Origin of the sequence: Stenotrophomonas sp. AG209 (genome assembly GCF_003550055.1) — a bacterium.
Classification (GTDB): domain Bacteria; phylum Pseudomonadota; class Gammaproteobacteria; order Xanthomonadales; family Xanthomonadaceae; genus Stenotrophomonas.
The window spans coordinates 129,393-155,229 of the sequence record NZ_QXDB01000004.1 but is presented as its reverse complement, the minus strand read 5'-3'; the positions used below and the strand labels follow the sequence as shown (position 1 = coordinate 155,229).

Here is a 25,837-nt window from a genome sequence, read left to right as displayed (position 1 = left end):
CAGGAGCCGTACCGATGAATCGGATTTATCGCAAGGTCTGGAACAAAGCATTGGGTCAGTTGGTGGTGGCCTCGGAACTGGCCTCCTCCGACAGCAGCAGTGGCGGGGTCGTCGACCAGCGCCGCGATGCGACACAGGCCACGCCCGCACTGCTGGCGGTGGCACTGGGCCTGGTATTGGGATTGGGCATGAGCGGCAGCGCGACGGCACAGTCGGTGCAGATCGGCGGCAGCGCCACCTGCGTTGCATTCAGCGGCAAGCTGCTGGAAAAGTGCCTGATCGAAGGCTCGGCCACGGCCAAGGGCAGCAACGCGGTGGCGATCGGCAGCAACAGCAGTGCCAGCGCCGCCAACAGCGTGGCGCTGGGCGCTGGCTCCAAGGCCACGCGGGCCAACACCGTATCCGTCGGCGATGCCGGCAAGGAACGGCAGATCACCAACGTGGCCGCGGGTACCCAGGGCACTGATGCGGTCAACAAGGCGCAGCTGGATGCGCAGGCGCGCGCCACGCAGGCCGCGCTGGCGGATGTCGCCGCAGATGGAAACCGCTATTTCAAGGCCGACGGCGCAGGCGATGACAGCGACGCGGCGAAGATCGAGGGGCAGGGCGCAGTCGCGGCCGGCGCCGGTGCACAGTCGCTGGCCAACGCCACCACCGCCATTGGCACGCAGGCCATTGCCGCTGGTCTCGGTGCCAGTGCCTTCGGCCAGGGTGCCTTGGCCATCGGCGACGCCAGCGTGGTGGTCGGGCAGAGCGCGGCGGCATTCGGTCTCGGCGACACCGCGGTCGGCGCAAGCGCTACCGCAGCCAGCGAGAACGGCGCGGCCACCGCACTCGGTGCGCTGTCCGAAGCCACTGCTGATGGCGCGACGGCTGTCGGCGGCGGTGCCGTGGCGATGGGCCCGGGCAGCACCGCACTGGGTCGCGGCGCTACCGCCGCCAACGAAGCATCGATCGCGGTGGGTGCGTTCAGCACCGCCGTCGGTGAGTACAGCACAGCGCTGGGTTCGAACTCGGCCGCGGTTGCTACCGGCAGCGTGGCGCTGGGCGCCGGCTCGCTGGCCGACCGCGTCGATACCGTCTCTGTCGGCGCCGCCGAATACGGCCTGACCCGGCAGATCACCAGCGTCGCCGCGGGAACTGAAGATACCGATGCGGTCAACGTCGGCCAGTTGAAGGGCGTCGCCGCCGTGGCCGATGCCACCGCCAAGCGCTTCCAGGCCAACGGCAGCAGCAACAGTGATGCGGGTGCACTGGCCGAGGGCGACGAGGCGCTGGCGGCCGGCGAGGCCGCCAATGCGATCGGCAAGGGCGCGACGGCCGTGGGCGCCGGTGCTACCGCCGTCGCGCAGAACGCCACCGCCGTTGGCAACAACGCGCTGGCCACGGGCCAGAACAGTGCCGCGTTCGGCAACAACGCGCAGGCCAACGGCCCGGGTAGTGTCGCCGTGGGTGGTGCTGCGGTGGATGCCAATGGCAATCCGCTGATCACCAGTGGCGGCGTGCCGGTGGAAACCGGCGCCACCAGTGCCGGTGTCGGCGGTACGGCCGTGGGTGCGAGTGCCGAGGCCGGTGGATTCGCCGCGTCGGCCTATGGCGTTGGTGCGTATGCCGCCGGCGCGCAGTCGTCCGCGTTCGGTGCGGTTGCCAATGCCATCGGTGATTACTCCACTGCGCTGGGCACGCAGAGCAACGCCACCGGCACCAGCAGCGTGGCCATCGGCGGCCCGGCCGATCTGATTCCGGGCCTGGGCTTCTTCGTGCAGACCCAGGCCAGCGGCGAAGCGGCCACCGCCGTCGGCGCCGGCGCCATCGCCAGCGGTGATCGCGCGGTGGCCAACGGCAGCCTGACCGAAGCGTCCGGTGCGGAATCCACCGCCGTCGGCTACTTCGCTTACGCCCCGGGTGAGAACGCAAGCGCGCTCGGCGCGCAGACCTGGGCCAGCGGCGCGCAGAGCACCGCCGTGGGCTACTACGCCACCGCACGCGGTCCCAACAGCGTTGCACTGGGCGCGAACTCCGAAGCCGTCCGCGCCAACAGCGTGGCGGTGGGCAGCGCCGGCAACGAACGGCAGATCACCAGCGTTGCCGCTGGCAGCGAAGCGACGGATGCAGTGAACAAGGCCCAGCTCGATGCCGTGGCCAGCACCGCCGACAGCACCGCGCGCTTCTTCCAGGCGCAGCCGGAAGCAGGCAGCGATGCCGGTGCATTGGCCGAGGGCGAAGGTGCGGTTGCGGCGGGTTCGTCGAGCAATGCGATCGGCGCCGGCGCGGTCGCGCATGGCGCAGCGGCCTCGGCCATCGGTGATGACGCCGTGGCGGTGGGTCGCAACAGCAACGCCACCGGCAATGGCGGGGTCGCCATCGGTGGCCTCGGCCAGGCCTACGACGAATACAACCAGCCGATCATCGGTGCCGACGGCACGGCGCAGCAGGTGGGTACCACCGCCGTTGCCGACGCCACGGCGGTCGGCAGCGGTGCGCAGGCGACCGGCGCTGCCAGTAGTGCGTTCGGCAATGCCGCCAAGGCCAGCGGAGACAACAGCTTCGCGGCCGGTGGCAAATCGCGTGCGACCGGGAGCTACGCGGTCGCGGTCGGCGACAGCGCTTTCGCCAGCAGTGACGACAGCACCGCCGTCGGCGGCTACAGCTGGGCCACCGCCAGCGGCGCGAGTGCGTTCGGTTCCGGCGCATGGGCGACGGCCACCAATGCCTCGGCATTCGGCAACGCGGCCTGGGCCAGTGGCAGTGGTGCGACCTCCATCGGTTACAACAGCTGGGCCAACGGCGCCAGCTCCACCGCCGTCGGTCGCGGCGCATTCGGTTATGGCGACAACAGCGTGGCGCTTGGCTTCCAGGCGCTGGGCAACAGCCTCAACAGCATCGCCATCGGCACCAACACGGTGGCTGGCGGTGAAAGCGCGATCGCACTCGGTGCCGGCAGCAACGCCAGCGCCAGCAACGCCGTCGCACTGGGCGCCGGCTCGGTCGCCAACCGTGCGCGCACGGTGTCGGTGGGCAGCACTGGCAACGAACGCCAGGTGACCAATGTCGCTGCCGGTACCCAGGCTACCGATGCGGTGAACAAGGCGCAGCTGGATGCCGTGGCAGGCGCAGCAGCCACCACTAGCCGCTTCTTCCAGGCCAGCGGCAACGGCGGTGATGTGGCCGGTGCACTGGTGGACGGTGATAACGCGCTGGCCGCCGGTGATGCAGCCAACGCCATCGGCAACGGGGCCACCGCACTCGGCAGCGGCGCCAACGCGCTGGCCAACAACGCGCAGGCACTGGGCTTCAACGCCCTGGCCAGCGGCGCCAACGCCAGTGCGGTCGGTGCCAACGCACAGGCGACCGGTGAATATGCGACCGCGCAGGGTGCGGAAAGCGAGGCCAGTGGCGAGCAGAGTGCGGCGTTCGGTGCGGCCAGCATCGCCAGCGGCGCAGGCAGCACCGCTACCGGCGTGCTGTCCGAAGCCTCCGGCGAGGAGGCCGTGGCGGTGGGTTACTTCAGCAACGCCAGTGGCAGTGGCGCCACTGCGGTCGGCAGCGAGAGCGTGGCCAGTGGCACCGCGTCGGCAGCGTTCGGCATCGGCGCCGAAGCGACCGGCGGCTACAGCACCGCCATCGGTGGCTATGCACAGGCATCGGCCTTCAACGCCACCGCCTTCGGCAACTTCGCCAATGCCTCCGGCTCCAACAGCGTGGCGCTGGGTGGCGACTCGGAAGCGTCGGGCGCCTACAGCACGGCCACCGGCCAGGGCAGCCTGGCCACCGGCACCAACAGCGTCGCCGTCGGTGGTTCGTTGTTCGGCGTGCTGGCCACCGAGGCATCGGGCAACTACTCCACCGCCGTCGGTGGCGGCGCCTGGTCCGGCGGCATCAACAGCACCGCGCTGGGCAACGCCGCTGAATCGCGCGGTGCCAACAGCGTGGCGCTGGGTGCGGATTCGATCGCCGACCGCGACAACACCGTATCGGTAGGCGGTGGTGGCAACACCCGCCAGATCACCAACGTGGCCGATGGCACGCAGGGCAACGACGCGGTCAACAAGAACCAGCTCGACGCGGTGGCCGCCGCGGCGCAGAAGACCAGCAGGCAGTTCCAGGCCAGCGGCAATGCCGATGGCGAAACGGGAGCACTGGTCGAGGGTGACAACGCGCTGGCGGCCGGTGATGCGGCCAACGCCATCGGCAACGGTGCCACCGCACTTGGCAGCGGTGCCAACGCGCTGGCTGCCAACGCCACGGCCGTGGGCATCGATGCATTGGCCACCGGCAACAACGCGGCGGCGCTGGGCAGCACGGCACAGGCCACCGGTGAAGACAGCCTTGCGCTCGGCACTGGCGCCAGCGCCAGTGAACTGGGCGCAAGCGCGGTAGGTGCACGTGCACAGGCCAGCGGTGCGTACAGCACGGCAACCGGCACCGAATCCAACGCCAGCGGCACGCAGGCACTGGCCAGCGGCTTCCGTAGTGCCGCTTCCGCCGATGGCACCACTGCCGTCGGTGGCTATGCCGAGGCCAGTGGACGCCTCGGCACCGCATTGGGCTACGGCTCGGCGGCCAGCGGTGCCAACACGACCGCCGTCGGCTTCGGTGCTGCTGCAGCCGGTACCGGTGCCGTGGCGGTGGGCCAGTCCAGCGAGGCCAGCGGCGAGGAGAGCGTGGCCATCGGTGGCAGTACCTTCTTCGGCCTGATCCCGTCGCGTGCCAGCGGCACCGGTGCCGCTGCCTTTGGTGCCGGCGCATGGGCGACCGAAGACTACGCCACGGCAATCGGCTGGAACTCGTGGGCCGCCGGCAGCAATGCCACGGCCCTGGGGGCCAATGCCACCGCCAACGGCAGCAACAGCGTCGCCCTCGGTGCCGGCTCCAAGGCCGACCGTGACAACACCGTGGCCGTCGGCAAAGCCGGTGGCGAACGCCAGGTAACTCATGTGGCAGCCGGTACCGACGCTACCGACGCGGTGAACAAGGGCCAGCTCGATGCCGTTGCCAGCGTCGCCGACAAGACCAGCCGCCAGTTCCAGGCCAGCGGCAACGCCGATGGCGAGGCCGGTGCCCTGGTGGACGGTGACAACGCACTGGCCGCCGGCAACGCGGCCAACGCCATCGGCAATGGCGCCACCGCGCTGGGCAGTGGTGCCAACGCGATGGCCGCCAACGCCACGGCGGTAGGCGTCGATGCCCTGGCGACCGGCAACAACGCGGCGGCACTGGGCACCAACGCACAGGCCAGTGGTGTCGACAGCGTGGCGGTGGGCAGCGGCGCCAGCGCCAGCGAACTCGGTTCCAGCGCCAGTGGTGCTGGCGCCCAGGCCAAGGGCGCCTACAGCACGGCAAGCGGTGCGCAGGCCACGGCCAGCGGCACGCAGTCGCAGGCCAGTGGTTTCCGCGCCACTGCCTCGGCCGATGGCGCTTCGGCGCTGGGCAGCTATGCCGAAGCCAGTGGCCGCCTCGGTACGGCGGTCGGCTACGGCAGCAAGGCCACCGGCGCGAATGCCACCGCAGTGGGTGTCAGTGCCAATGCGTCGGCGGCCGGCAGCATCGCACTGGGCGCTGGCTCGGTGGCCGACCGTGCCAATACCGTGTCGGTGGGCAGCAGCACCAGTGATCGTCAGATCACCCGTGTCGCCGCCGGTACCGAGCGCACCGATGCGGTCAACCGCGGCCAGCTTGATGCGGTTGCTGCAACGGCTGATGGCACGGCGCGTTACATCAAGGCCACCGGCAGTGGTACCGCCAGTGCCAGCGGCAGTGATGCTGCCGCGATCGGTTCGGCCGCGAGTGCCAGCGGCGCACGCAGCAACGCGCTGGGTGCCAACGCGATGGCCATCGGCAACGGTGCGCTTGCGCTGGGCAACAGTGCCGGCGCATCCGGTGCGAACTCGGTGGCGCTGGGTGCGGGCTCGCGTGCGCTCGATGCCAACGTGGTGTCGGTCGGTGGCGGTAACGGCACCGATGGCCCGGCCACGCGTCGCATCGTCAATGTGGCCGATGGCCGCATCGCCGCCGGCAGCAGCGATGCCATCACCGGTTCGCAGCTCAACGTCACCAACCAGCGCGTGGGCGCAGTGGAAACCCGCGTCGGTGATTTCGATTCGCGCATCGCCACGGTCGAGACCACGGCGGCCAGTGCGGTCGGCTATGACGACGCCAGCCGTGACCGCCTGACCCTGTCCGGCTTCCAGGGCACCACCATCGACAACGTCGGCGCGGGCAACATCGCCGCCGGCAGCCGCCAGGCGATCAATGGTGGGCAGCTGTTCCAGTCGCTCAGCGATGCCGCCAGCTTCCTCGGCGGTGGCGCCAGCGTCGGCATGCAGGGTGTGTTCGTGGCGCCGAACTACGTGATCCAGGGCGCCACCTACGGCAACGTCGGCGATGCGCTGGGGGCGCTGGACCGCAAGGTCAGCGAGATTGACCGTCGTACTGCGGGTGGCACCCGCGCAGGCGCGTCCAGCCTGCGTGCAATGAGTGCGTCGCTGGATGAAAGCCCGCTGGCCAGCGTGGCCGACGCACCGGCAACGGCCGATGCCGCACCGGCCAGTACCGCACGCGTGCAGGGCACGCCGACGGTGGCCGCGGCGGGGGCGGGCATTCCGGTTGGCACCCCGGCCACCGGCTTCAACGCCGTGGCCATGGGCGATGGCGCAGTGGCCAGCGGCGCTTCGTCCACGGCCATCGGCCAGGGCGCCAATGCGACTGCGGCAAATGCCGTTGCGCTGGGACAGGGCTCGGTTGCCGATCGTGCCAACACGGTCTCGGTGGGCAGCGAAGGCAACGAACGCCAGGTCACCAACGTCGCCGCTGGCACCACCGCCACCGACGCCGTCAACAAGGGCCAGCTGGACCGCGGCATGGCAACGGCGAACAGCTACACCGACAGCCGCGTCAAAGCCGTTGCTGACAGCTTCGATGTGTTCAAGGGCGAGATCGATGGACGCCTGCGCCACATGGACCGCCGCATCGACCGCCAGGGCGCGATGAGCGCAGCGATGCTCAACATGGCCACCAGTGCCGCCGGTATCCGCACCCAGAACCGTGTTGGTGTCGGCATCGGTTTCCAGGGCGGCGAATCGGCGCTGTCGCTGGGTTACCAGCGTGCGATCAGCGATCGCGCCACGGTCACCTTCGGCGGTGCCTTCAGCAGCGACGACAGTTCGGTCGGCGTCGGTGCTGGCTTCGGCTGGTAAGCCACTCCATTGCGCCGGCGGCCACCCACGCCGGCGCCGTACCTGCAGTGAGGGCCTGGGGGGAGGTCACGGCAATCCCGGCTGGGCCGGCCGGGAGTCGTCAAGGAATGATGGCCGCAGTGTTGGTTCGATCCATGACCCAGAAGAGGAATTCGACGTGATCAAGAAGCAGAACCTTCGCATCAATGTGCTTGCCGCCGCCGTGCTGTCGATGACGGCGGTCGGTGCCGTCCACGCCGCCGGGTTGCCGACCCGTGAACCGGTGCGCCAGGCCAGCACCGCCGAGCCGGGCACCCAGCGCATCATCGTCAAGTACCGGGCTGGTGCTGCTGCCGCCACCGACCGCTCGGCGAAGCTGTCCACCGTGCAGTCCGCACTGAGCCGTGCCAGCCTCTCCGGCGGTACGTCCCGCGCCAGCACGCTCGGCCCGCAGGTGGTCCGCAAGCTGTCTACCGGTGCGGACCTCATCCGTGTGCAGGGCCGCCTGGCGCCTGCCGAACTGCAGCGTGTGCTGAAGGAACTGAAGGCCGATCCGTCGGTGCAGTACGCCGAAGCCGACGTGAAGCTGCGCCGCACCGAACTGCGTGCCGGTGACGTGCAGCCGGCGCTGGTGCCGAACGACCCGCTGTACCAGCAGTACCAGTGGCACTACTACAACGCCACCGGTGGCATCAACGCGCCGTCGGCGTGGGATGTCTCCAAGGGCGAGGGCATCGTGGTGGCGGTGATCGACACCGGCATCCTGCCGCAGCACCCCGACCTGGTCGGCAACCTGCTGGAAGGCTACGACTTCATCAGCGATGCGGAGACCTCGCGGCGCCCGACCAACGATCGCGTGCCGGGCGCACAGGACTACGGTGACTGGGTCGAGAACGACAACGAGTGCTATGACGGCTCGCTGGCCGAGGAAAGCTCCTGGCACGGTACCCACGTGGCCGGCACTGTCGCCGAGCAGACCAACAACGGTGTCGGCATGGCCGGTGTCGCGCACAAGGCCAAGGTGTTGCCGGTCCGTGTGCTCGGCAAGTGCGGTGGCTACCTCTCCGACATCGCCGACGCCGTGACCTGGGCCTCCGGCGGCACCGTATCGGGCATCCCGGCCAACACCAATCCGGCCGAGATCATCAACATGAGCCTGGGTGGCGGTGGCGCCTGCGCCAGCACCTACCAGGATGCGATCAGCGGCGCGATCTCGCGCGGTACCACGGTGGTGGTGGCCGCCGGCAATGAAACCGACAACGCGTCCAAGTACCAGCCGGCCAGCTGCGACGGCGTGGTGACCGTCGGTGCCACCCGCATCACCGGCGGCATCACCTACTACTCCAACTACGGCACCCGCGTGGACCTGTCCGGTCCGGGCGGTGGCGGCAGCGTCGACGGCAATCCGGGCGGCTACATCTGGCAGGCTGGCTCCAACGCCGCCACCACGCCGGAGTCGGGTACGCCCAGCTACATGGGCCTGGGCGGCACCTCGATGGCGTCGCCGCATGTCGCGGCCGTCGCTGCACTGGTGCAGAGCGCGCTGATCGCCAAGGGCAAGGATCCGCTGACCCCGGCCGCGATGCGTACCCTGCTGAAGGAAACCGCGCGTCCGTTCCCGGTCGCGATCCCGGCCGCCACCCCGATCGGCACCGGTATCGTCGATGCCAAGGCCGCGCTGGCCAAGGCACTGGAAGAGCCCTGCACCGAGAACTGCGGGCCGGTGGCCACGCCGCTGACCAACAAGGCCGCGGTCGGTGGCCTGAACGGCGCCGCCGGCAGCAGCAAGCTGTACAGCTTCGAAGCCGTCGCCGGCAAGCAGCTCAGCGTGATCACCTACGGTGGTACCGGCAACGTGTCGGTGTATCTGGCCAAGGGCCGCGAGCCGAGCGCCACTGACAGCGACGCCCGCTCGACGCGTCCGGGCACCTCGGAAACGGTGCGGGTGACGGCACCGACCGCCGGCACCTACTACATCAAGGTGGTGGGCGAAGCCGCCTACAACGGTGTGAGCATTCTCGCCACGCAGTAAGTACCTTGTGTCGTAGTTGAATGGCCGAAGCCCGTCATCCTGTGTGACGGGCTTCGTCTTTTTACGAAAGGTGGCCGCAGGGCGGCGGAAATCACGGCTTAACTGCTAAAGTCGGGCCGATTGACAGGAGAGTCACGTGAACGCGCTCGCTGCAACCGTTACCGACGACGCCGAAGGCCGCATCCTGGATGCGCTGCTGGCGCGCGGCCGGCTCAAGGAAGGAGACCTGGCACGCGCGCGGCCGTTGCACGCCGAGGCCGGTGGCAGCCTGCTGGGCCTGCTGGTGCGCCTGGGCCTGGTGTCTGAACGCGACCAGGCACAGGCCAGCGCCGAGGTGCTGGGCCTGCCGCTGCTGGAAGGCAAGCAGGTGCCGGAGGCCCCGCCGCAGGCGCTGGCCGAGGGACTGCCGCTGTCGCTGCGCTTCCTGAAGCAGTTCCATGTGTGCCCGCTGGAGTTGGATGAACACGGGGTGCGGCTGTGGCTGGCCGATGCCCACGATGCCTATCCACAGCAGGCCGTGCAGTTGGCGCTTGGGGTTCCGGTGACGCCGGTGCTGGGCATGCGCGCGGAGATCGATGACCTGGTCGAGCGCTGGTTCGGCCAGGGCCGCAGCGCGATGGGCGCGATCGTGGAAACCGCGGATGGCGAGGGCGGTGCGGTCGACGATATCGAGCACCTGCGCGACCTTGCTTCGGAAGCGCCGGTGATCCGCCTGGTCAACCTGGTGATCCAGCGTGCGGTGGAGCTGCGCGCTTCGGATATCCATGTCGAACCGTTCGAGAGCCGGCTGAAGGTCCGTTACCGCGTCGATGGCGTGCTGGTGGAGGGCGAAAGCCCGCCGGCCAACCTCACCGCCGCGGTGATCAGCCGCATCAAGATCATGGCCAAGCTCAACATTGCCGAGCGCCGCCTGCCGCAGGACGGCCGCATCATGCTGCGCGTGCAGGGCAAGGAGCTGGACCTGCGCGTGAGTACCGTGCCGACCGCGCACGGCGAAAGCGTGGTGATGCGCCTGCTCGACCGCGAAACGGTGGTGTTCGATTTCCACCGGCTCGGCTTCACCGACGCTTTCCTGCCGCAGTTCCACAAGGTGCTGGAGCAGCCGCACGGCATCCTGCTGGTGACCGGCCCGACCGGCTCGGGCAAGACCACCACGCTGTACACCGCGCTGAGCCAGCTCAACACCGCCGACGTCAAGATCATCACGGTCGAGGACCCGGTCGAGTACCAGATCGAGGGCATCAACCAGATCCAGGCGAAGCCGCAGATCGGCCTGGACTTCGCCAACGCGCTGCGCAGCATCGTCCGCCAGGATCCGGACATCATCATGATCGGCGAAATGCGCGACCTGGAAACCGCGCGCATCGCCATCCAGTCGGCGCTGACCGGCCACCTGGTGCTGTCCACCCTGCACACCAACAATGCCGCCGGTGGCATCACCCGCCTGCTCGACATGGGCGTGGAAGACTACCTGCTTACCTCCACCATCAACGGCATCCTGGCGCAGCGCCTGGTACGCCGGCTGGAACCGACCCACGCCGAGCGCTACGAAGCCTCGCCGGAAGAGATCGAGCGGTTCGAACTGCGCCGCCTGCAGCCGGAAGGGCCGATCCACCTGTACCGCCCGAAGCCGTCGGCACTGGCGCCGACCGGCTATCTGGGGCGTACCACCATCATGGAATTCCTGGTGATGAACGATGCGCTGCGCCGCGCGGTGATGCGTCGCGATGGCATGGGCGAGATCGAGCGCATCGCCCGCGAGGCTGGCATGCGCACCATGTACGAGGATGGCCTGTCCAAGGCGTTGAGCGGGCAGACCACCATCGAGGAAGTACTGCGCGTGACCGAGGAAAGCTGATGCGCGCAGGACGCCGGGGCTGACATGCCGAACTATCGCTACAAGGCGCTCAATCCGCATGGCGAGGTCTTCGATGGGCAGATGGAAGCGGCCAGCGAGGCCGAGCTGATCGCGCGCCTGCAGGACCAGGGCCACCTGCCGATGGAGACGCAGCTGGCCGATGCCGGCGCGATCGGTGGCAGCAGCTGGCGCAACCTGCTGCAGCAGCGCCCGCTGCAGGGTGCTGCGTTGCTGCAGTTCACCCAGCAGCTGGCGACCCTGCTCGGTGCCGGCCAGCCGCTGGATCGCGCGCTGTCGATCCTGCTGGGCCTGCCCGAGGACGAACGATCACGCCGCGCGATCACCGACATCCGCGACGTAGTGCGCGGCGGTGCACCGCTGTCCACCGCGCTGGAACGCCAGCATGGGCTGTTCTCGCGCCTGTACGTGAACATGGTGCGCGCCGGCGAGGCCGGCGGCAGCCTGCATGAAACCCTGCAGCGCCTGGCCGACTACCTCGAGCGCAGCCGCGCGCTGCAGGGCAAGGTCATCAACGCACTGGTCTACCCGGCGATCCTGCTGGTGGTGGTCGGTGGTGCGCTGTTGTTCCTGCTCGGCTATGTGGTGCCGCAGTTCGCGCAGATGTACGAGAGCCTGGACGTGGCGCTACCGTGGTTCACCAACGCCGTGCTGCAGCTGGGCCTGTTCGTGCGCGACTGGTGGGTGCTGCTGCTGGTGGTGCCGGCGCTGGTGGTGTTGTTCTTCGAGCGCAAGGCGCGGCAACCCGCGTTCCGGCTGGCGCTGGATGGCTGGCTGCTGCAGCGGCGTGGCATCGGCCGCCTCGTCGGCGAGCTGGAAACCGCGCGGCTGGCGCGTACGCTGGGGACGCTGCTGCGCAATGGCGTGCCGCTGCTGGGTGCGCTGGGCATCGCCCGCAACGTGCTGGGCAACCGCGCACTCGCCGCCGACGTGGAAACGGCCGCCGATGAAGTGAAAAACGGTGCCGGCCTGTCGCTGGCACTGTCGCGCGGCAAGCGGTTCCCGCGCCTGGCCCTGCAGATGATCCAGGTCGGCGAGGAATCCGGCGCGCTCGATACCATGCTGCTGAAAGCCGCCGATACGTTCGAACAGGACAGCGCCCGGCGTATCGACCGCATGCTGGCGGCGATGGTGCCGGCGATCACTCTGGTGCTGGCCTCGGTGGTCGGCGCGGTGATCGTGGCCGTGCTGGTGCCGCTGTACGACCTGACCAATGCCATCGGTTGACGATGGCACTCCCTGCAACCCCGACACTCCGCAACTGAAAGGACCGTCCATGATTGCCCGTCGCCGACCGATCCGCCTTTCCTTCACCGCCGCGCGCAACCAGTCGGGCATGAGCCTGCTGGAAATCATCATCGTCATCGTGCTGATCGGCGCGGTACTGACCCTGGTCGCCAGCCGCGTGCTGGGCGGCGCCGACCGCGGCAAGGCCAACATCGCCAAGGCGCAGGTGCAGACCGTCGCGTCCAAGATCGACAACTACCAGATCGATACCGGCAAGCTGCCGGGCACGCTCAACGACCTGGTGACGGCGCCGGCCGGTGTCGGCGGCTGGCTCGGCCCGTACGCCAAGCCGGCCGACCTGAATGACCCGTGGGGCCACGCGCTGGAATACCGCGCGCCGGGCGAAGGCCAGCCGTATGAGCTGGTCAGCCTGGGCAAGGATGGCAAGGCCGGCGGCAGCAGCGTCGACGCTGACATCCGCTACCAGCCGTAACCACGCATGACGTATTTCCTGCCGCGCCGGTTGCCACGCCCGCGCCTGCACGGCAGGCGCGCGGCTGGACTGTCGCTGCTGGAAATGCTGCTGGTGATCGCCCTGATCGCGGCGATCGGCCTGATCACCGCCGCCGGCCTGTCGCGCGGGTTCGCCGGCATGCAGCTGCGCAGCGCCGGCAAGGACATCGCCAACCAGCTGCGCATGGTGCGCGCGCAGGCAATCGCCCGCGGCGAACCGCAGCGCTTCGTGATCGAACCGGCACGGCGGCGCTGGGAGGGTGCCAACCAGCGCCACGGTGAGGTGCCGGCACAGCTGCAGGTGCAGTTCGAAGGTGCCGCCCAGCTGGCCACCGCGCCGGGGCAGGGGGTGATCGAATTCCATCCCGATGGCGGCTCCAGCGGTGGCCGCATCCGGTTGCAGCGCGACGGTGCCGAATGGCGCGTCGACGTTGGCTGGCTCACCGGCGAGGTCCGCTCCGGCCCCTGGCGGGCGCAATGAAGCGGCGCGCGCGTGGCTTCACCCTGCTGGAAGTGATCATCGCCTTCGCCCTGCTGGGCCTGGCGTTGACCCTGCTGCTGGGCAGCCTGTCCGGCGGCGCAAAACAGGTACGTGATGCCGAGCTGCGCACGCGCGCGGTGCTGCATGCACAGTCGTTGCTGGCCGAGGCCGGCATCGACGCACCGCTGCAGGTGGGTAGCCAGCAGGGTGACTGGGAACAGGGGCGCTATCACTGGGAACTGCAGGTTCAGCCGTGGGTGGAGCCACGCGCCGGCAATGTCGTGCAGGCCACGTCACCGGGCACACCATGGCTGGCAGAGCTGCAATTGCAGGTGCGCTGGGGTGACAGCGAGCGCGAGCAGCTGCGCTGGCGCAGCCTGCGCCTGTTGCCGCCCGACCTGGAGAATGCTCGGTGAGGCGCCGCACCGCAGGTTTCACCCTGGTCGAAGTGATGCTGGCCACCGTGCTGCTGGCCGGCGGCCTGGCATTGGCCTTTGCCAGCGTGCGCTCGGCGATGGCGGTCAGCCAGCGCGGCGAGCAGATCGCCGCCGAGAGCGAACGCATGCGCGCGGTCGAGTCCTTGCTGCGCAGGCAGCTGGCGGGCGCGTTGCGCACCCCGCTGGAGGTTCCGGACCCCACCCGCGAACCGATCTTCTTCCAGGGGGAGGAGCAACGGATGTTGTTCGCCGCCGACCTGCCCGGATACCTCGGCCGTGGCGGCCCCTACCTGCACGCGCTGCAGGTGGACGGACGCGACGGCCGGCAGCGCCTGCTGCTGGACCTGGTACTGCTGCAGGAAGGCGAGCGCATCGCCGAGAATCCGCCGCGCCCGCCGGAGGTGCTGGTGGAGAACCTGAAGTCGGTGCAGCTGCGCTATCGCGGCATCGATGCCAGCACCGGGCAGGTGACCGACTGGCTGCCGCGCTGGGATGACACCCGCCGCCTGCCGATGCTGGTGGAAATCCAGATCGTGCCGTCCCGGGGCGCGCCGTGGCCGCCGCTGGTGGTGGCGCCACGTGCCGGTGGCAGTGGAGGCGCACGATGAGCCGTCAGCGTGGGGCGGCATTGGTGCTGGTGCTGTGGCTGATCGCGTTGATGACGGCGCTGGTCGGTGCGTTCGCGCTGAGCGCACGGGTCGAGCACCTGCAGCAGCGCGTGCTGGATGACGATGCACGCGGGCAGGAACGTGCGCGCGCCGGCCTCGAATATGCCCTGCTGCGTCTGTCAGCCGATCCGCAACGGGCGCCCTGGCGTGCCGATGGCCGTACCTACCGTTGGCAGTTCGACGACGCCAGCATCGAGATCAAGGTGCTGGACGAGAACGGCAAGATCAACCTGAACCTGGCCGATGCGGCGCTGCTGGCCGCCTTCCTCAAGGCGCTTGGCGAAGACGATGCACAGGCCCGGCAGTTGGCCGGGGCCATCATCGACTGGCGCGACGAGGACAGCCTGCTGCAGCCGGGCGGTGGCGCCGAAGCGCAGGACTACGCCGCAGCCGGATTGCCCTACGGCCCGCGCAACAAGCGGTTCGAGACCCTGGGCGAGCTGCAGCGGGTACTGGGCATGCGCGGCCCGCTGTACCGGGCGATGCTGCCTCACCTGACCCTGTACAGCCGCCAGGCACGGCCGGATCCGCAGTTCGCCAGCGCGCCGGTGCTGACCGCGCTGGGGCTGGATGCAGACATGGTGATGGCGCAGCGCGCACAGCAGGAGCGTGATGCAGATTCCGCTGGTGGCACGACAACGCTTGCCAGCAGCAGCGGCACCTATAGTATCGAGTCCGGTGCCATCGACAGCAGTGGACGCAGGTCGGTGTTGCAGGCAGTGGTACGCAGTGGCTCGGGCGGGGTTCCCGGGCGGACCTACACAGTGCTTCGCTGGGAGCAGGGAATGACAGCAAGATGACGGCGTGGCAGGACAGTCTGCGGCAGGTGCAGGGCCGGATCGGCCCGGGCGCTGGCCGTTTCCTGCGCTGGTGGCGGCAGTCGCTGCTGGCCTGGGTGCCGGTGCGCTGGCAATGGGCATTGGGCTGGGGCCAGGCACGCCTGTTGCTGCAGCACGAGGGCGACCAGCTGCAGGTCTGGCGTGAAGCCGGCGAACGCCGCGAAGCGGTGGCGCGCCTGCCGTGGCCGCTGTCGCCGTTGGACCTGGACCGCGTGCTGGAGCCTCGCCTGCGCACTCTGCCGCGGGTGTGGCTGCTGCCGGCGGCGGATGTCCTGCGGCGTAGCCTGCGCCTGCCCGCTGCAGCGGCTGACCGCCTGCGTGCCGTGGTCGGTTTCGAGATCGACCGGCAGACCCCGTTCGAATCGTCCCAGGTCAGTTATGACGTGCGTGAACTCGGCGCGGGCGGCGAAGGCCAGCTGCAGGTCGAACTGGTGGCGTGGCCATTGCGGCAACTGGAAGCATGGCGCACCGGCGTGGGCCCATGGGCCGATGCGCTGGCGGGCGTCGATGCCATCGATGCGCAGGGCAACGTGCTGCAGGTGAACCTGCTGCCGCCCCCGCAGCGCCAACTGCGGCCAGACCCGATGCGGCGCTGGAACCTGCTGCTGGCCGTGGCGGCCGTCGTGATGCTGGTACTGGCCGCGGTGCAGCTGCTCGACAACCGCCAGGCCGCGGCCGATGAGCTGCGTGCACAGGTCGAGCGCAGCGCGCGCAGTGCGCGTGGCGTGGCCAGCGAACGCGCGCAGCTGCAGGCGCTGATCGATGGCGCCGCGTTCCTGGAGAAGCAGCGCAGCCAGCGCGCCGGTACCGTCGAGATCTGGAACGAACTGACCCGGCGCCTGCCGGAAGGTACCTACCTGGAAAAGCTGGCGATCGAGAACAACAACCTGCAGCTGATCGGCCTGAGCCGCGAGGCATCGCAGCTGGTGCAGCTGCTGCAGGACGCACCGCAGTGGCGCAAGGTCAACCTGACCGGGGTGCTGCAGGCCGATGGCGCCGCCAGTGGCCGCGACCGCTTCACCATGACCGCCGAACTGCAGCCGTTGCCGGCCGCCGCACCGACCCCGGAGGCGGCCGATGCCGATGCCAAGCGCACGCCGTGACCGCTGGCTGGCGCTGGCACTGCTGCTGGCAGTGCTGGGCCTGGCCTATCTGCTGCTGGTGCACCCCTGGTTCACCCAGCCGCTGCGTGCGATCGATGCCGATGTCGCCGCCCTGCGCGAACGCGAGTCGCGCGTGCAGGCGCAGCTGCAGCAGCAGCCGCAGATCGAACAGCGCCTTCGCGCTACCCGCGAGGCACTGCAGCAGCGGCCGGGCTTCCTGCGCGAAGCCACTGCCGAAGCTGCCGCCGCTGCATTGGGCGCGCGGCTGCAGGATGCTGTGGCGATGGCCAGCCCAGGCAACCGCAGCTGCACCATCAGCAACCGCACGCCGCTGACCGACAACCGGCGCGACGCCGAGTTCGTGCGCGTCGCCATGCAGGTGCGCCTGCGCTGTGGCGTGGCCGAACTGGCCACCGTGCTGCACAGCCTGGAAACCGGCAGCCCACGCCTGTTCGTCGACAACCTCAACCTGATCGCGCAGCGCTTCCAGCAATCGCCGAACGAATCGGGGCTGGGCCTGGACGTGTCCTTCGAGCTGGCCGGCTACCTGCTGCCAGGCGCCGCCGCCGATGGCACGGTACCGGCACCCGCTGCGGCACCGGTACCGGCACCGGCACCGCCTGCGTCGCCGGCCGAGGCCGCACCTGCGCCCCACCCGGCGCCCCCGTCCGAAGGACAGGAGGTGGCCGATGAAGCTTGAGCAGATCAGCCTGCGTACCGGCTTCCTGCTGGCGCTGGCCGGTTGGGCGGCCGCCGTCTGGCTGGCGACCGGCTTCGGGCTGGGCAGCCATCTGCCGGGTGCCGGCGGTGATGCCGATGCCGCGCCATCGCTGCCATCGCTGCCGCCGCTGGCGGCCGAGCGCATGGCCAGCGCCGACAGCTACAGCGCCATCGGTGAGCGCCCGCTGTTCGCCGAAGACCGCAGGCCGCGGCCCTATCTGCTGGGTGGCAGCGAACCGGCGGCCAGCGCCGCGTTGCGCCTGACCGGTGTGCTGCTGACCGGCGATTTCGGCATGGCCACGTTCACCACCGAACAGAACCGCTCGCTGCGCCTGCGCCTCAACGGCGAAGCCGTGGATGGCTGGCAGCTGGTGGCGCTGCAGCCGCGCCAGGCCACGGTGATCGGCCCCGGTGGCAACCAGGTCCTCGAACTGGCGGTGTTCAACGGCCAGGGCGGTGAGCCGCCGACGGTGCTGCGCGGAGCAAATGGTGCACCGCCTGCAGGCGCGATTGTTGTGCCGCCCTCGGCGGGCGCTCCGCCGGCGCCGCCACCGGCCGCCGCAATCCCATCGCCGTCGCCCGCTGGCAATGCACCAGCGCCTGCGGCGGCCGCTGCAAAAACACCACCGGCCAACAACAACGGTCCCAGCGAAGCGCAGATGCAGGCCATCCGCGAACGCATCCAGGCCCGTCGCCGCCAGCTGCAGCAACAGCAGCAACAACCGTCGCCGCCCCCGGGCGATGGCACCAACCGATAGAGTGAATGCATGAACCTGCGTTTTCTTCCCTGGTCCTTTGCCCTCGCGCTGCTGGTCGGCTGCAGTACGGTGTCCGCGCCGCACGTGCAGCGCAACGGCAACCTGTCGCCCAGCGCCGACGCCGGCCAGGCGGCCGACGTCGCTGCCGATGCCGCCCGTGAAAGCCAGGGGGCACCGCAGGCGGTGATCCGTCGCGGTACCGGCACGATGATCAACCGCGAGGCCGCGCGTGCGCCGGCACCGGCGCTGCACGGTGCCAGTACCGGCGAGGCGACCTTCAACTTCGAAGGCGAATCGCTGCATGCGGTGGTCAAGGCCATCCTTGGTGACATGCTTGGCCAGAACTACGTGATCGCACCGGGCGTGCAGGGCACGGTCACCCTGGCCACGCCCAAGCCGGTCTCGCCGGCGCAGGCACTGAACCTGCTGGAGATGGTGCTGGGCTGGAACAACGCGCGCATGGTCTACAGCGGTGGGCGCTACAACATCGTCGCCGCCGACCAGGCGCTGGCCGGCACGGTCGCGCCGAGCACCGCACCGGCAGCCAGCGCGCGCGGCTTCGAAGTCCGCGTGGTCCCGCTGCAGTTCATCTCCGCCACCGAGATGAAGAAGGTGCTGGAGCCGTACGCGCGTCCCAACGCCATCGTCAACGTGGACAGCGGCCGCAACGTGATCACCCTGGGTGGTACCCGCGCCGAACTGGAAAACTACCTGCGCACCGTCGAGATCTTCGATGTCGACTGGTTGTCCGGCATGTCGGTGGGCGTGTTCCCGATCCAGTCGGGCAAGGCCGAGCAGGTCGCGGCCGACCTGGAAAAGGTGTTCGGTGAAGAGAGCAAGACGCCCAGCGCCGGCATGTTCCGTTTCCTGCCGCTGGAGAATGCCAACGCCGTGTTGGTGATCACGCCGCAGGTGCGCTACCTGGACCAGATCCAGCAGTGGCTGGATCGCATCGACACCGCTGGTGGCAGCGCCCGCCTGTTCTCCTATGAGCTGCGCTACATCAAGGCACGTGATCTGGCCGAGCGCCTCAGCGAGGCCTTCGCCAGCAGTGGCAACCGCGGCGGCTCCAGCCCGGCCTCGCTGGCACCGGGCGCCATCCCGTCGCAGCTGGGCGGTGACGGCGATCGTGGAATGGACAACGCCAACAGCAACCTGGGGTCGACGCTGGGCGGAAGCAGTGGCAGTGGCAGCAGCAATGGCAGCCTGAACCTGCCGCAGCGCCAGCCCGGCAACGTCAGTGTCAGCCTGGAAGTGGAAGGTGACCGCGTCGGCGTGTCGGCGGTGGAGGAAACCAACACCCTGCTGGTGCGCTCGACGCCGCAGGCCTGGCGCTCGATCCGCGAGGTGATCGAGAAGCTGGACGTGATGCCGCTGCAGGTGCACATCGAGGCACAGGTGGCCGAAGTGGCGCTGACCGGTGACCTGAAGTACGGCGTGAACTGGTTCTTCGACAATGCCGTGGCCGGTCGCACACTGACCGGCGCGCTCAGCGGCCTGACCCTGCCGCCGGCCGCTGCGGGTGCCTGGAATACCTTCGCGGGTGGCGTGACCGGCAATGACGGTGTGGGCTGGGCATTCACCGGCCACAACGCCGCCGCCGTGGTCAGCGCACTGGACAAGGTGACCGACCTGCGCCTGCTGCAGACGCCATCGGTGTTCGTGCGCAACAATGCCGAAGCCACGCTCAACGTCGGCGACAAGGTGCCGATCAACACCACCACGGTGAACACCGGTGTGGGCACCAGCACCTACAGCTCGGTGCAGTACATCGACACCGGCGTGATCCTCAAGGTGCGCCCGCGCGTGACCCGCGACGGCACCGTGTTCCTGGACATCGTGCAGGAAGTCAGCAGCGCCTCGGACGTGCCGGAAGCCTGCAACCCGACCGAGCGCAACTGCAACCCGCGCATTTCGACCAAGAAGCTGTCCACCGAAGCGGCGGTGCAGAGCGGCGACACCATCATGCTGGCGGGCCTGATCACCGATTCGGCCACCGACGGCAGCAGCGGCATCCCGGGGCTGAGCAAGATTCCGGTGGTCGGTGCGTTGTTCGGTCAGAAGACCCGCACCAGCCGTCGTTCGGAAGTGATCGTGCTGCTGACCCCGACCATCGTCCGCAACAGCCAGGAATCGCGCAACCTGACCGACGAGTACAGCAAGCGCTTCCGCGCGATGGAGCCGCTGAACCAGCCGCGCGCGAAGAAGTAAGGGGTTTACGGCCGGGCTGCGCCCGGCACCCGCAGAGGCCCGAGCTGGAGCAACAGCAACAGCAACAGCGGGTTTACTGAGGGAGGGCAGGGCGGTGTGGGTTGTCAGGACACGCCGTAAACCCGTCCCTGGGGGCTCGATGGCGCCATCCATGGCGCCAACGGTCCTGCCAACCCACACCGCCCCACCTCCGACAGATTCCCGCGGCTGTTGGTAGGTGTCGACCTTGGTCGACACGGTAGATCCACGCCATGCGTGGATGAATGTCTGTCAGATTTCGAAATCAGGAAATGGGGTCAGATCCGTTTTCCTCTGGAAAACGGATCTGACCCCAGCCTTTGCCGGCAGATCGCGGAGATCTGTCGAAGGCGGGGTGGGTCCGGTTGCGGGGGTGTCCGCGGCATGGATGCCGCGGCCAAGCCCCCAGGGATGGGTTTACGGCGTCCCCCGCAACCGGACCCACCCCGCCATTCCCCAGGAACCCGCTCTCGCTCTTGCTTCGGCTCTGGCCTCTGCAGGTGCCGGGTGCAACCCGGCCGATACCCTCCCGGTGCTACGCTGTGGCCACCGACAACCACGGAGGCGGGATGGGGGCGATCGTGTTGTTGCCGCTGTGCGTGGACGATGCCGCGCTCGACCGCTGCCTGGCCGCACTGGATGCCGGCACGGCGCCAGGGACCGCGGTCTGGTTGGCCGATGACGCGCAGACCGGGCCGCGCGCGCAGGCGGTGGTGGAACACTGGTTGGCGCATACGCCGCTGCAGGCCGAGTACACCCGGCGCGCGCGGCCACTGGGCGAAGTCGCCCATCTGGACGAGATGCTGCGCGCCTGCGATGGCCTGGACGTGGCCGTGCTGGCGCCGGACAGCGTGCCATCACCCGGCTGGTTGCAGCAGTTGCAGGATGCCTTCGCCCGCGATGCCGCGATCGCCACCGCAACTCCCTGGTGCAATGCCGGCGAGACCGCCGCGTGGCCACGGCTGGGCGAGATCAATCCCGAACCGCAGGACCCGGCCCTGCTGGCGCACACCTGTGCCACGTTGCCGACGCTGCACCCGGAGCTGCCATCGGCGGTCACCCACGCGGTGCTGGTGCGTGGTAACGCGCGCCGTCGTGCCGGTGGCCTGGACGTGGACAGCTATGCCGGCTGGAACGCGGCACTGGTCGACCTCAGCCTGCGCATGGCCGGCCTGGGGTGGCGCAACGTGCTGTGCGAGACCGCCTTCGTCAGCCGGGCAGGGGAGGCGATCAGTCGCGATGGCGATCTGGAGGCCCTGGCCGCGCGCTGGCCGGCCTGGGTCCCGCGGCTGGCCGATTTCCTGATGCACGACCCGCTGCACGGGCTGCGCGCCGACCTGCAGCAGCGCATGCGGCAGGCGATAATGCCGAAGGAACAGGGCGACCTGTTCGTCCCGTCCGTGCCGGAGCCCCCCGTTTGAATGTTGCCATTGCCGCCATCGTCGTTACCTACCAGAGTGGCAGCACCATCGACGCCTGCCTCTCGCGCCTGCGCCAGGCGCAGGATGTGGCCGAGATCCGGGTGATCGACAATGGTTCGCTGGATGGCACCCTGGACATCGTGCAGCGGCATGCCAGCCACGATCCGCGCGTGCGCTTCGTCGGCAACCCGGACAATCCCGGTTTCGCCGCCGCCAACAACCAGGGCGTGGCCGACTCGCACAGCCCGTGGCTGGCCTTCATCAACCCGGACCTGATGGTCGAGCCGGACACGCTGGCCGAACTGCGCTCCCGCGCCGAAGCGCTGGGCGACTGCCTGCTGGGCGTTGAACAGGTGGACGAGCATGGTCATGCCGACGAGGCGGTGCGCCGCCGCGACCCGGATTTCCTGATGATGCTGCGTTCGCCCGGAAAGGGCTCGAAGCTGGCGGTTCCGCGAGAACCGCACCAGCCGCTGCAGCGGGTCCCTGCGCTGTCCGGCGCACTGCTGATGATGCCGCGCGCGCTGTTCGACCGTATCGGTGGCTGGGACGCGGGCTATCGCCTGCACGCCGAGGACCTGGACCTGTGCCGGCGCGCACGCGAGGCCGGTGCGGTGGTGGCGATCGCCAACGACCTGCAGGTCACCCATGTGCGCGGTGTCTCCAGCCGCTCACGGCCGTTCTTCGTGGAATGGCACAAGCACAGGGGCCTGTGGCGTTACTTCCAGAAGTTCGAGGCCGGGCAGCGTTCGCTGCCGGTGCGCGCGGCGGTATGGGCTGCGATCTGGGCGCATGCGCTGATGCTGGTGCCGAGGCTGCTGCGCAGGTCGCTGTAGCGCCCAGGAGCATCCATGCATGGCGTGGATCTACCAATGCTGTTCCCCGTGAGCCGAGCGTGGCCGCAGCCACCCCGGTTCACCCTGCCGGGCGCATAATCCGCCCCATGCCTATCATCCAGTCCCTGCTCGACACCGACCTGTACAAGTTCACCATGATGCAGGCGGTGCTCCACCAGCACCCCGGCGCCCAGGTGCAGTACCGGTTCAAGTGCCGTACGCCCGGTATCGACCTGGCAAGCTACATCGACCAGATCGACGAAGAAATCGACCACCTGTGCAACCTGCGTTTCAGCGACGCAGAGCTGGACTACATGCGTGGCCTGCGCTTCGTGAAGCCGGACTTCGCCGATTTCCTCGGCCTGTTCCACCTCGACCGCAAGTACATCCAGCTGCGCGCGTCGAAGGGCGTGCCCGGTGAGATCGAACTGGACATCACCGGCCCCTGGCTGCACACCATCCTGTTCGAAGTGCCGCTGCTGGCGATCATCAACGAAGTCTGGTTCCGCAACACCACCACGGCCGATTTTGCCGAAGGCGAGCGCCGCCTGCAGGCCAAGGCTGCACTGCTGCGCGATACCCCCGGCTTCGAACAGTGCCGCATCGCCGACTACGGCAGCCGCCGCCGCTACTCGCGGGATTGGCATGCCCGTCTGCTGCCGCTGCTGCGCGACGCGCTCGGCCCGCAGCTGGTCGGTACCAGCAACGTTCACTTCGCGCGCCTGTACGGCATGACGCCGCACGGCACCATGGCCCATGAGTACCTGCAGGCGTTCCAGGCACTGGGCCCGCGCCTGCGTGATTCGCAGGTGGCGGCACTGGAATCGTGGGCGCGCGAGTATCGCGGCGATCTGGGCATCGCGCTGTCCGACGTGGTCGGCCTGGACGCGTTCCTGCGCGACTTCGACATGTACTTCTGCAAGCTGTTCGACGGCGTGCGCCATGACTCCGGCGATCCGTTCGACTGGGGCGACCGCATGCTGGCGCATTTCCAGCAGCGCCGGGTCGATCCGCGCAGCAAGGTGCTGGTGTTCAGCGATGGGCTCGACATCGCCAAGGTGATGCGCCTGTACGATTACTTCCGCGGTCGCTGCCAGGTCGCGTTCGGCGTCGGCACCCACCTGACCAATGATCTGGGCCCGACGCCGCTCAACATCGTCATCAAGATGGTCCGCTGCAACGGCCAGCCGGTGGCCAAGCTCAGCGATTCGCCGGGCAAGAGCATGTGCGACGACCCGGGTTACCTGGCCTACCTGCGCCAGGTCTTCGAGTTGCCGCAGCCGGAGTAAGACCGGCCTGCAGGGCTTACAGGTAGTCGACGACCACCAGGTAAGCGCCCTGCAGCGGCTGCTGCTTCGAAGCCTGCACGCTGTAGCGCTCGGAGAAGGCGATATCGCCGGCACGCATCGCGCTGGCCGACACCGACAGCTTCTGGCCCTGGCGCTTGCCATCGCGCAGCGTCGCGGCCTGGCCATCGGCCAGCGCCGTCACGGCCACCGTAGAGCCCTTGGCCGACGGCGGGCAGGCCGCCAGGCTCAGCTCACCCTGGGACAGGTTCGTCGTGCAGCCCGGCTCGGCGATGCGGCCGCTGAAACGGATGCTGCCGCTGCTGGCCTGGGCCAGCGCGCTGACGGACATCAGGGCCACGCACAGCAGAATGGAATTCCTCATGACACGTTCTCTGGTTCGGTGTGTCCTAGTTAGCGACAGGTTCGATCCGCCTTTAATAGGACAAATCCGAATCTGCTAGGGCCATCACCAAGAAAGAGTGATGCGCATCAAATAAGCTGATTTCCACCTGAAAAAGGCCTGTTTTCGCGCCTGCCGAACGCGCCGCTCAACGCGTCATCCACGGTCGTCTGTGACCTGGCCGCCCCACCGTCAAATCCTCCACGCGCCTCTGACCCCGATTCCGACTACCACGTCACATTTGTGGCGTCAATGAATTGGCGTTCAGAAAAATAATGAGACTTTCATCACAGTTGTGCATATACTTGCGTCACGGATTCAGGGGAAGGTATGTCCGAGTCCGGCCACAGGTGAGACGCAAGGATGGGTCTTGTTAGCCCGGCAGTGCTCCTTGCTTCCTCCTCTACTTCTCATCTCTTCAGTAGGGTTAGGTAAAAGCGAATGCACAAGATCAATCTCATTGCCGCTGTGATGCTGGCCGCCGCTCCGCTGGCCGCCAACGCCGCCGACGGCACCATCACCTTCAATGGCAAGGTGACCGACAAGACCTGCACCATCTCGACCCCGGGCGGCAAGGACTTCGCCGTCAACCTGCCGACCGTGTCCAAGAACACCCTGGCCACCGCCGGTGCCGTTGCGGGCCGTACCCCGTTCGCCATCAACCTGACCAAGTGCAGCGCCGGCAACGTCGCCACCTACTTCGAGCCGGGTTCGACCGTCGACTTCAACAGCGGCCGCCTGGTCAACCAGGCCTCGGCCAACGCTGCCACCAACGTGCAGCTGCAGCTGCTGGGCTCGAACAACCAGTTCCTGCCGATCAAGGCTGCCGGCGCTGGCCTGGCCCAGACCAACTCGCAGTGGGTCACCGTCGGCACCGATGGCTCGGCCGACCTGAACTACTACGCTGAGTACTACGCCACTGCCGCCGCCACCCCGGGCGACGTCACCAGCAGCGTCAAGTACACGATCATCTACAACTGATCGTAGCCGTACCCGCATTGGCCGGCGTACGCGCCGGCCAGTGCTCCGCGGCCCCTGGCCACACCCCTCGAGCGTAGTACTTCCGATGAAAGCACTCTTTCCCCGGGCGCTGCTGCTGGCAGCGTTCACGCTGCCCTTCTGCCAGAACGCACTGGCCGGCGTGGTGGTCAATGGCACGCGGGTGATCTACCCGGCACAGGCACGCGAAGTCACCGTGCAGGTCGACAACGTGGGCGATTCGCCCGCACTGGTCCAGGCCTGGATCGACAGCGGCGACGCCAACCAGACCGCCGATACCAGCGATGCACCGTTCGTGCTGACGCCGCCGATCGCGCGCGTCGAGCCGGGCCGCAGCCAGGCGCTGCGCCTGATTTTCTCCGGCGCACAGCTGCCGACCGATCGCGAGACGGTGTTCTGGCTCAACGTGCTGGACGTGCCGCCGTCGCCGGACAACGCCGACAGTGGCGAACAGAATTACCTGCAGGTTGCGTTCCGTTCGCGCCTGAAGCTTTTCTACCGGCCGCAGGGCCTGAAGGGCGTCGCCAACGACGCACCGGCTGCGCTGCGCTGGACCCGCACTGGCGACCGCCTGCGGGTGGAAAACCCGAGCCCCTTCCACGTCACTCTGGCCGAAGTGCATGCCGTGACCGGCAGCAGTGAAAAGGCCGTCGAGGACAAGGGCGCGATGGTCGCGCCGAAGCAGAGCCTGGAGTTCGCCGCACCGGCGGGCACCGACCAGGTCCGCTTCATCACCATCAACGACTACGGCGGCCGGGTCGAGCACACCGTCCGCCTCGGCAGCACCGGGGGCTGAACGCGCCGCGCGGGCCATGGGCCTGCGCATCCCGCCAC

The 25,837-nt window shown here is 68.7% G+C and carries 19 protein-coding genes; 18 read left to right on the top strand and 1 reads right to left on the bottom strand.

What is annotated here, in order from left to right; all coding sequences use genetic code 11:
* Nucleotides 1–14 precede the first annotated feature (14 nt).
* The 16 genes from DFO63_RS17685 to pncB all read left to right on the top strand — a co-directional run bounded on the left by DFO63_RS17685 (nt 15) and on the right by pncB (nt 23,604).
* On the top strand, nt 15–7,196 hold the full coding sequence (locus DFO63_RS17685) for an ESPR-type extended signal peptide-containing protein (RefSeq protein WP_119007461.1): 7,182 nt from the start codon (nt 15–17) through the stop codon (nt 7,194–7,196).
* Between the two features lie 157 nt (nt 7,197–7,353).
* Entirely contained in the window at nt 7,354–9,207 is a 1,854-nt protein-coding gene (locus DFO63_RS17680; protein WP_049443105.1) for a S8 family serine peptidase, read from the top strand.
* Between the two features lie 136 nt (nt 9,208–9,343).
* The gene (gene gspE, locus DFO63_RS17675) at nt 9,344–11,065 is read left to right on the top strand and encodes a type II secretion system ATPase GspE (RefSeq protein ID WP_119007460.1); all 1,722 of its coding nucleotides are present in this window, start codon (nt 9,344–9,346) and stop codon (nt 11,063–11,065) included.
* 24 nt (nt 11,066–11,089) lie between these two features.
* Nucleotides 11,090–12,310 (top strand): type II secretion system F family protein, encoded by a 1,221-nt coding sequence (locus tag DFO63_RS17670; protein ID WP_014035932.1) that lies wholly within the window; start codon nt 11,090–11,092, stop codon nt 12,308–12,310.
* A 49-nt stretch (nt 12,311–12,359) separates the two neighbouring features.
* Complete coding sequence (gene gspG, locus DFO63_RS17665) at nt 12,360–12,803, top strand: type II secretion system major pseudopilin GspG (protein WP_014035933.1); 444 nt, start codon at nt 12,360–12,362, stop codon at nt 12,801–12,803.
* A gap of 6 nt (nt 12,804–12,809) precedes the next feature.
* A complete protein-coding gene (locus DFO63_RS17660) occupies nt 12,810–13,304 on the top strand; it encodes a GspH/FimT family pseudopilin (RefSeq protein ID WP_119007459.1) in 495 nt (164 codons plus the stop codon).
* On the top strand, nt 13,301–13,720 hold the full coding sequence (locus DFO63_RS17655) for a prepilin-type N-terminal cleavage/methylation domain-containing protein (protein ID WP_049443107.1): 420 nt from the start codon (nt 13,301–13,303) through the stop codon (nt 13,718–13,720). The genes DFO63_RS17660 and DFO63_RS17655 overlap by 4 nt, the downstream gene beginning before the upstream one ends.
* Nucleotides 13,717–14,349 carry a type II secretion system protein J gene (locus tag DFO63_RS17650; protein WP_119007458.1) on the top strand — a complete coding sequence of 211 codons (633 nt, stop codon included), beginning with the start codon at nt 13,717–13,719 and terminating at the stop codon, nt 14,347–14,349. Before DFO63_RS17655 ends, DFO63_RS17650 begins: the two co-directional genes overlap by 4 nt.
* Nucleotides 14,346–15,209, top strand: a complete 864-nt coding sequence (locus tag DFO63_RS17645; protein ID WP_119007457.1) for a type II secretion system protein GspK — start codon at nt 14,346–14,348, stop codon at nt 15,207–15,209. Before DFO63_RS17650 ends, DFO63_RS17645 begins: the two co-directional genes overlap by 4 nt.
* Nucleotides 15,206–16,351, top strand: a complete 1,146-nt coding sequence (locus tag DFO63_RS17640) for a PilN domain-containing protein (RefSeq protein WP_119007456.1) — start codon at nt 15,206–15,208, stop codon at nt 16,349–16,351. The genes DFO63_RS17645 and DFO63_RS17640 overlap by 4 nt, the downstream gene beginning before the upstream one ends.
* Nucleotides 16,332–17,051, top strand: coding sequence for a type II secretion system protein GspM (gene gspM / locus DFO63_RS17635; protein WP_233490867.1), 720 nt, complete (start codon nt 16,332–16,334; stop codon nt 17,049–17,051). Before DFO63_RS17640 ends, gspM begins: the two co-directional genes overlap by 20 nt.
* On the top strand, nt 17,041–17,829 hold the full coding sequence (locus tag DFO63_RS17630) for a hypothetical protein (RefSeq protein WP_049443111.1): 789 nt from the start codon (nt 17,041–17,043) through the stop codon (nt 17,827–17,829). The genes gspM and DFO63_RS17630 overlap by 11 nt, the downstream gene beginning before the upstream one ends.
* A gap of 9 nt (nt 17,830–17,838) precedes the next feature.
* Nucleotides 17,839–20,040, top strand: a complete 2,202-nt coding sequence (gene gspD, locus DFO63_RS17625; protein WP_119007455.1) for a type II secretion system secretin GspD — start codon at nt 17,839–17,841, stop codon at nt 20,038–20,040.
* A gap of 587 nt (nt 20,041–20,627) precedes the next feature.
* Complete coding sequence (locus DFO63_RS17620) at nt 20,628–21,479, top strand: glycosyltransferase (protein ID WP_119007454.1); 852 nt, start codon at nt 20,628–20,630, stop codon at nt 21,477–21,479.
* Complete coding sequence (locus DFO63_RS17615; RefSeq protein WP_049443114.1) at nt 21,476–22,315, top strand: glycosyltransferase family 2 protein; 840 nt, start codon at nt 21,476–21,478, stop codon at nt 22,313–22,315. The genes DFO63_RS17620 and DFO63_RS17615 overlap by 4 nt, the downstream gene beginning before the upstream one ends.
* Before the next feature lie 107 nt (nt 22,316–22,422).
* On the top strand, nt 22,423–23,604 hold the full coding sequence (gene pncB, locus DFO63_RS17610) for a nicotinate phosphoribosyltransferase (protein ID WP_119007453.1): 1,182 nt from the start codon (nt 22,423–22,425) through the stop codon (nt 23,602–23,604).
* 16 nt (nt 23,605–23,620) lie between these two features.
* Here the strand turns inward: pncB and DFO63_RS17605 are convergent, their stop codons facing one another.
* On the bottom strand, nt 23,621–23,986 hold the full coding sequence (locus tag DFO63_RS17605; protein WP_014645902.1) for a hypothetical protein: 366 nt from the start codon (nt 23,984–23,986) through the stop codon (nt 23,621–23,623).
* Between the two features lie 459 nt (nt 23,987–24,445).
* Here DFO63_RS17605 and DFO63_RS17600 point away from each other — a divergent pair, with 459 nt between their 5' ends.
* Nucleotides 24,446–24,985, top strand: a complete 540-nt coding sequence (locus DFO63_RS17600) for a fimbrial protein (RefSeq protein ID WP_014035945.1) — start codon at nt 24,446–24,448, stop codon at nt 24,983–24,985.
* A gap of 85 nt (nt 24,986–25,070) precedes the next feature.
* On the top strand, nt 25,071–25,799 hold the full coding sequence (locus tag DFO63_RS17595) for a molecular chaperone (protein ID WP_119007452.1): 729 nt from the start codon (nt 25,071–25,073) through the stop codon (nt 25,797–25,799).
* Nucleotides 25,800–25,837 lie beyond the last annotated feature (38 nt).

Excerpts from the sequence above, each read along its gene's own strand:
- DFO63_RS17685 (WP_119007461.1), top strand. The coding sequence starts at position 15 with ATGAATCGGATTTATCGCAAGGTCTGGAACAAAGCATTGGGTCAGTTG.
- DFO63_RS17670 (WP_014035932.1), top strand. The coding sequence starts at position 11,090 with ATGCCGAACTATCGCTACAAGGCGCTCAATCCGCATGGCGAGGTCTTC.
- gspG (WP_014035933.1), top strand. The coding sequence starts at position 12,360 with ATGATTGCCCGTCGCCGACCGATCCGCCTTTCCTTCACCGCCGCGCGC.
- DFO63_RS17660 (WP_119007459.1), top strand. The coding sequence starts at position 12,810 with ATGACGTATTTCCTGCCGCGCCGGTTGCCACGCCCGCGCCTGCACGGC.
- DFO63_RS17655 (WP_049443107.1), top strand. The coding sequence starts at position 13,301 with ATGAAGCGGCGCGCGCGTGGCTTCACCCTGCTGGAAGTGATCATCGCC.
- DFO63_RS17645 (WP_119007457.1), top strand. The coding sequence starts at position 14,346 with ATGAGCCGTCAGCGTGGGGCGGCATTGGTGCTGGTGCTGTGGCTGATC.
- DFO63_RS17640 (WP_119007456.1), top strand. The coding sequence starts at position 15,206 with ATGACGGCGTGGCAGGACAGTCTGCGGCAGGTGCAGGGCCGGATCGGC.
- gspM (WP_233490867.1), top strand. The coding sequence starts at position 16,332 with ATGCCAAGCGCACGCCGTGACCGCTGGCTGGCGCTGGCACTGCTGCTG.
- DFO63_RS17630 (WP_049443111.1), top strand. The coding sequence starts at position 17,041 with ATGAAGCTTGAGCAGATCAGCCTGCGTACCGGCTTCCTGCTGGCGCTG.
- gspD (WP_119007455.1), top strand. The coding sequence starts at position 17,839 with ATGAACCTGCGTTTTCTTCCCTGGTCCTTTGCCCTCGCGCTGCTGGTC.
- DFO63_RS17620 (WP_119007454.1), top strand. The coding sequence starts at position 20,628 with ATGGGGGCGATCGTGTTGTTGCCGCTGTGCGTGGACGATGCCGCGCTC.
- pncB (WP_119007453.1), top strand. The coding sequence starts at position 22,423 with ATGCCTATCATCCAGTCCCTGCTCGACACCGACCTGTACAAGTTCACC.
- DFO63_RS17605 (WP_014645902.1), bottom strand. The coding sequence starts at position 23,986 with ATGAGGAATTCCATTCTGCTGTGCGTGGCCCTGATGTCCGTCAGCGCG.
- DFO63_RS17600 (WP_014035945.1), top strand. The coding sequence starts at position 24,446 with ATGCACAAGATCAATCTCATTGCCGCTGTGATGCTGGCCGCCGCTCCG.
- DFO63_RS17595 (WP_119007452.1), top strand. The coding sequence starts at position 25,071 with ATGAAAGCACTCTTTCCCCGGGCGCTGCTGCTGGCAGCGTTCACGCTG.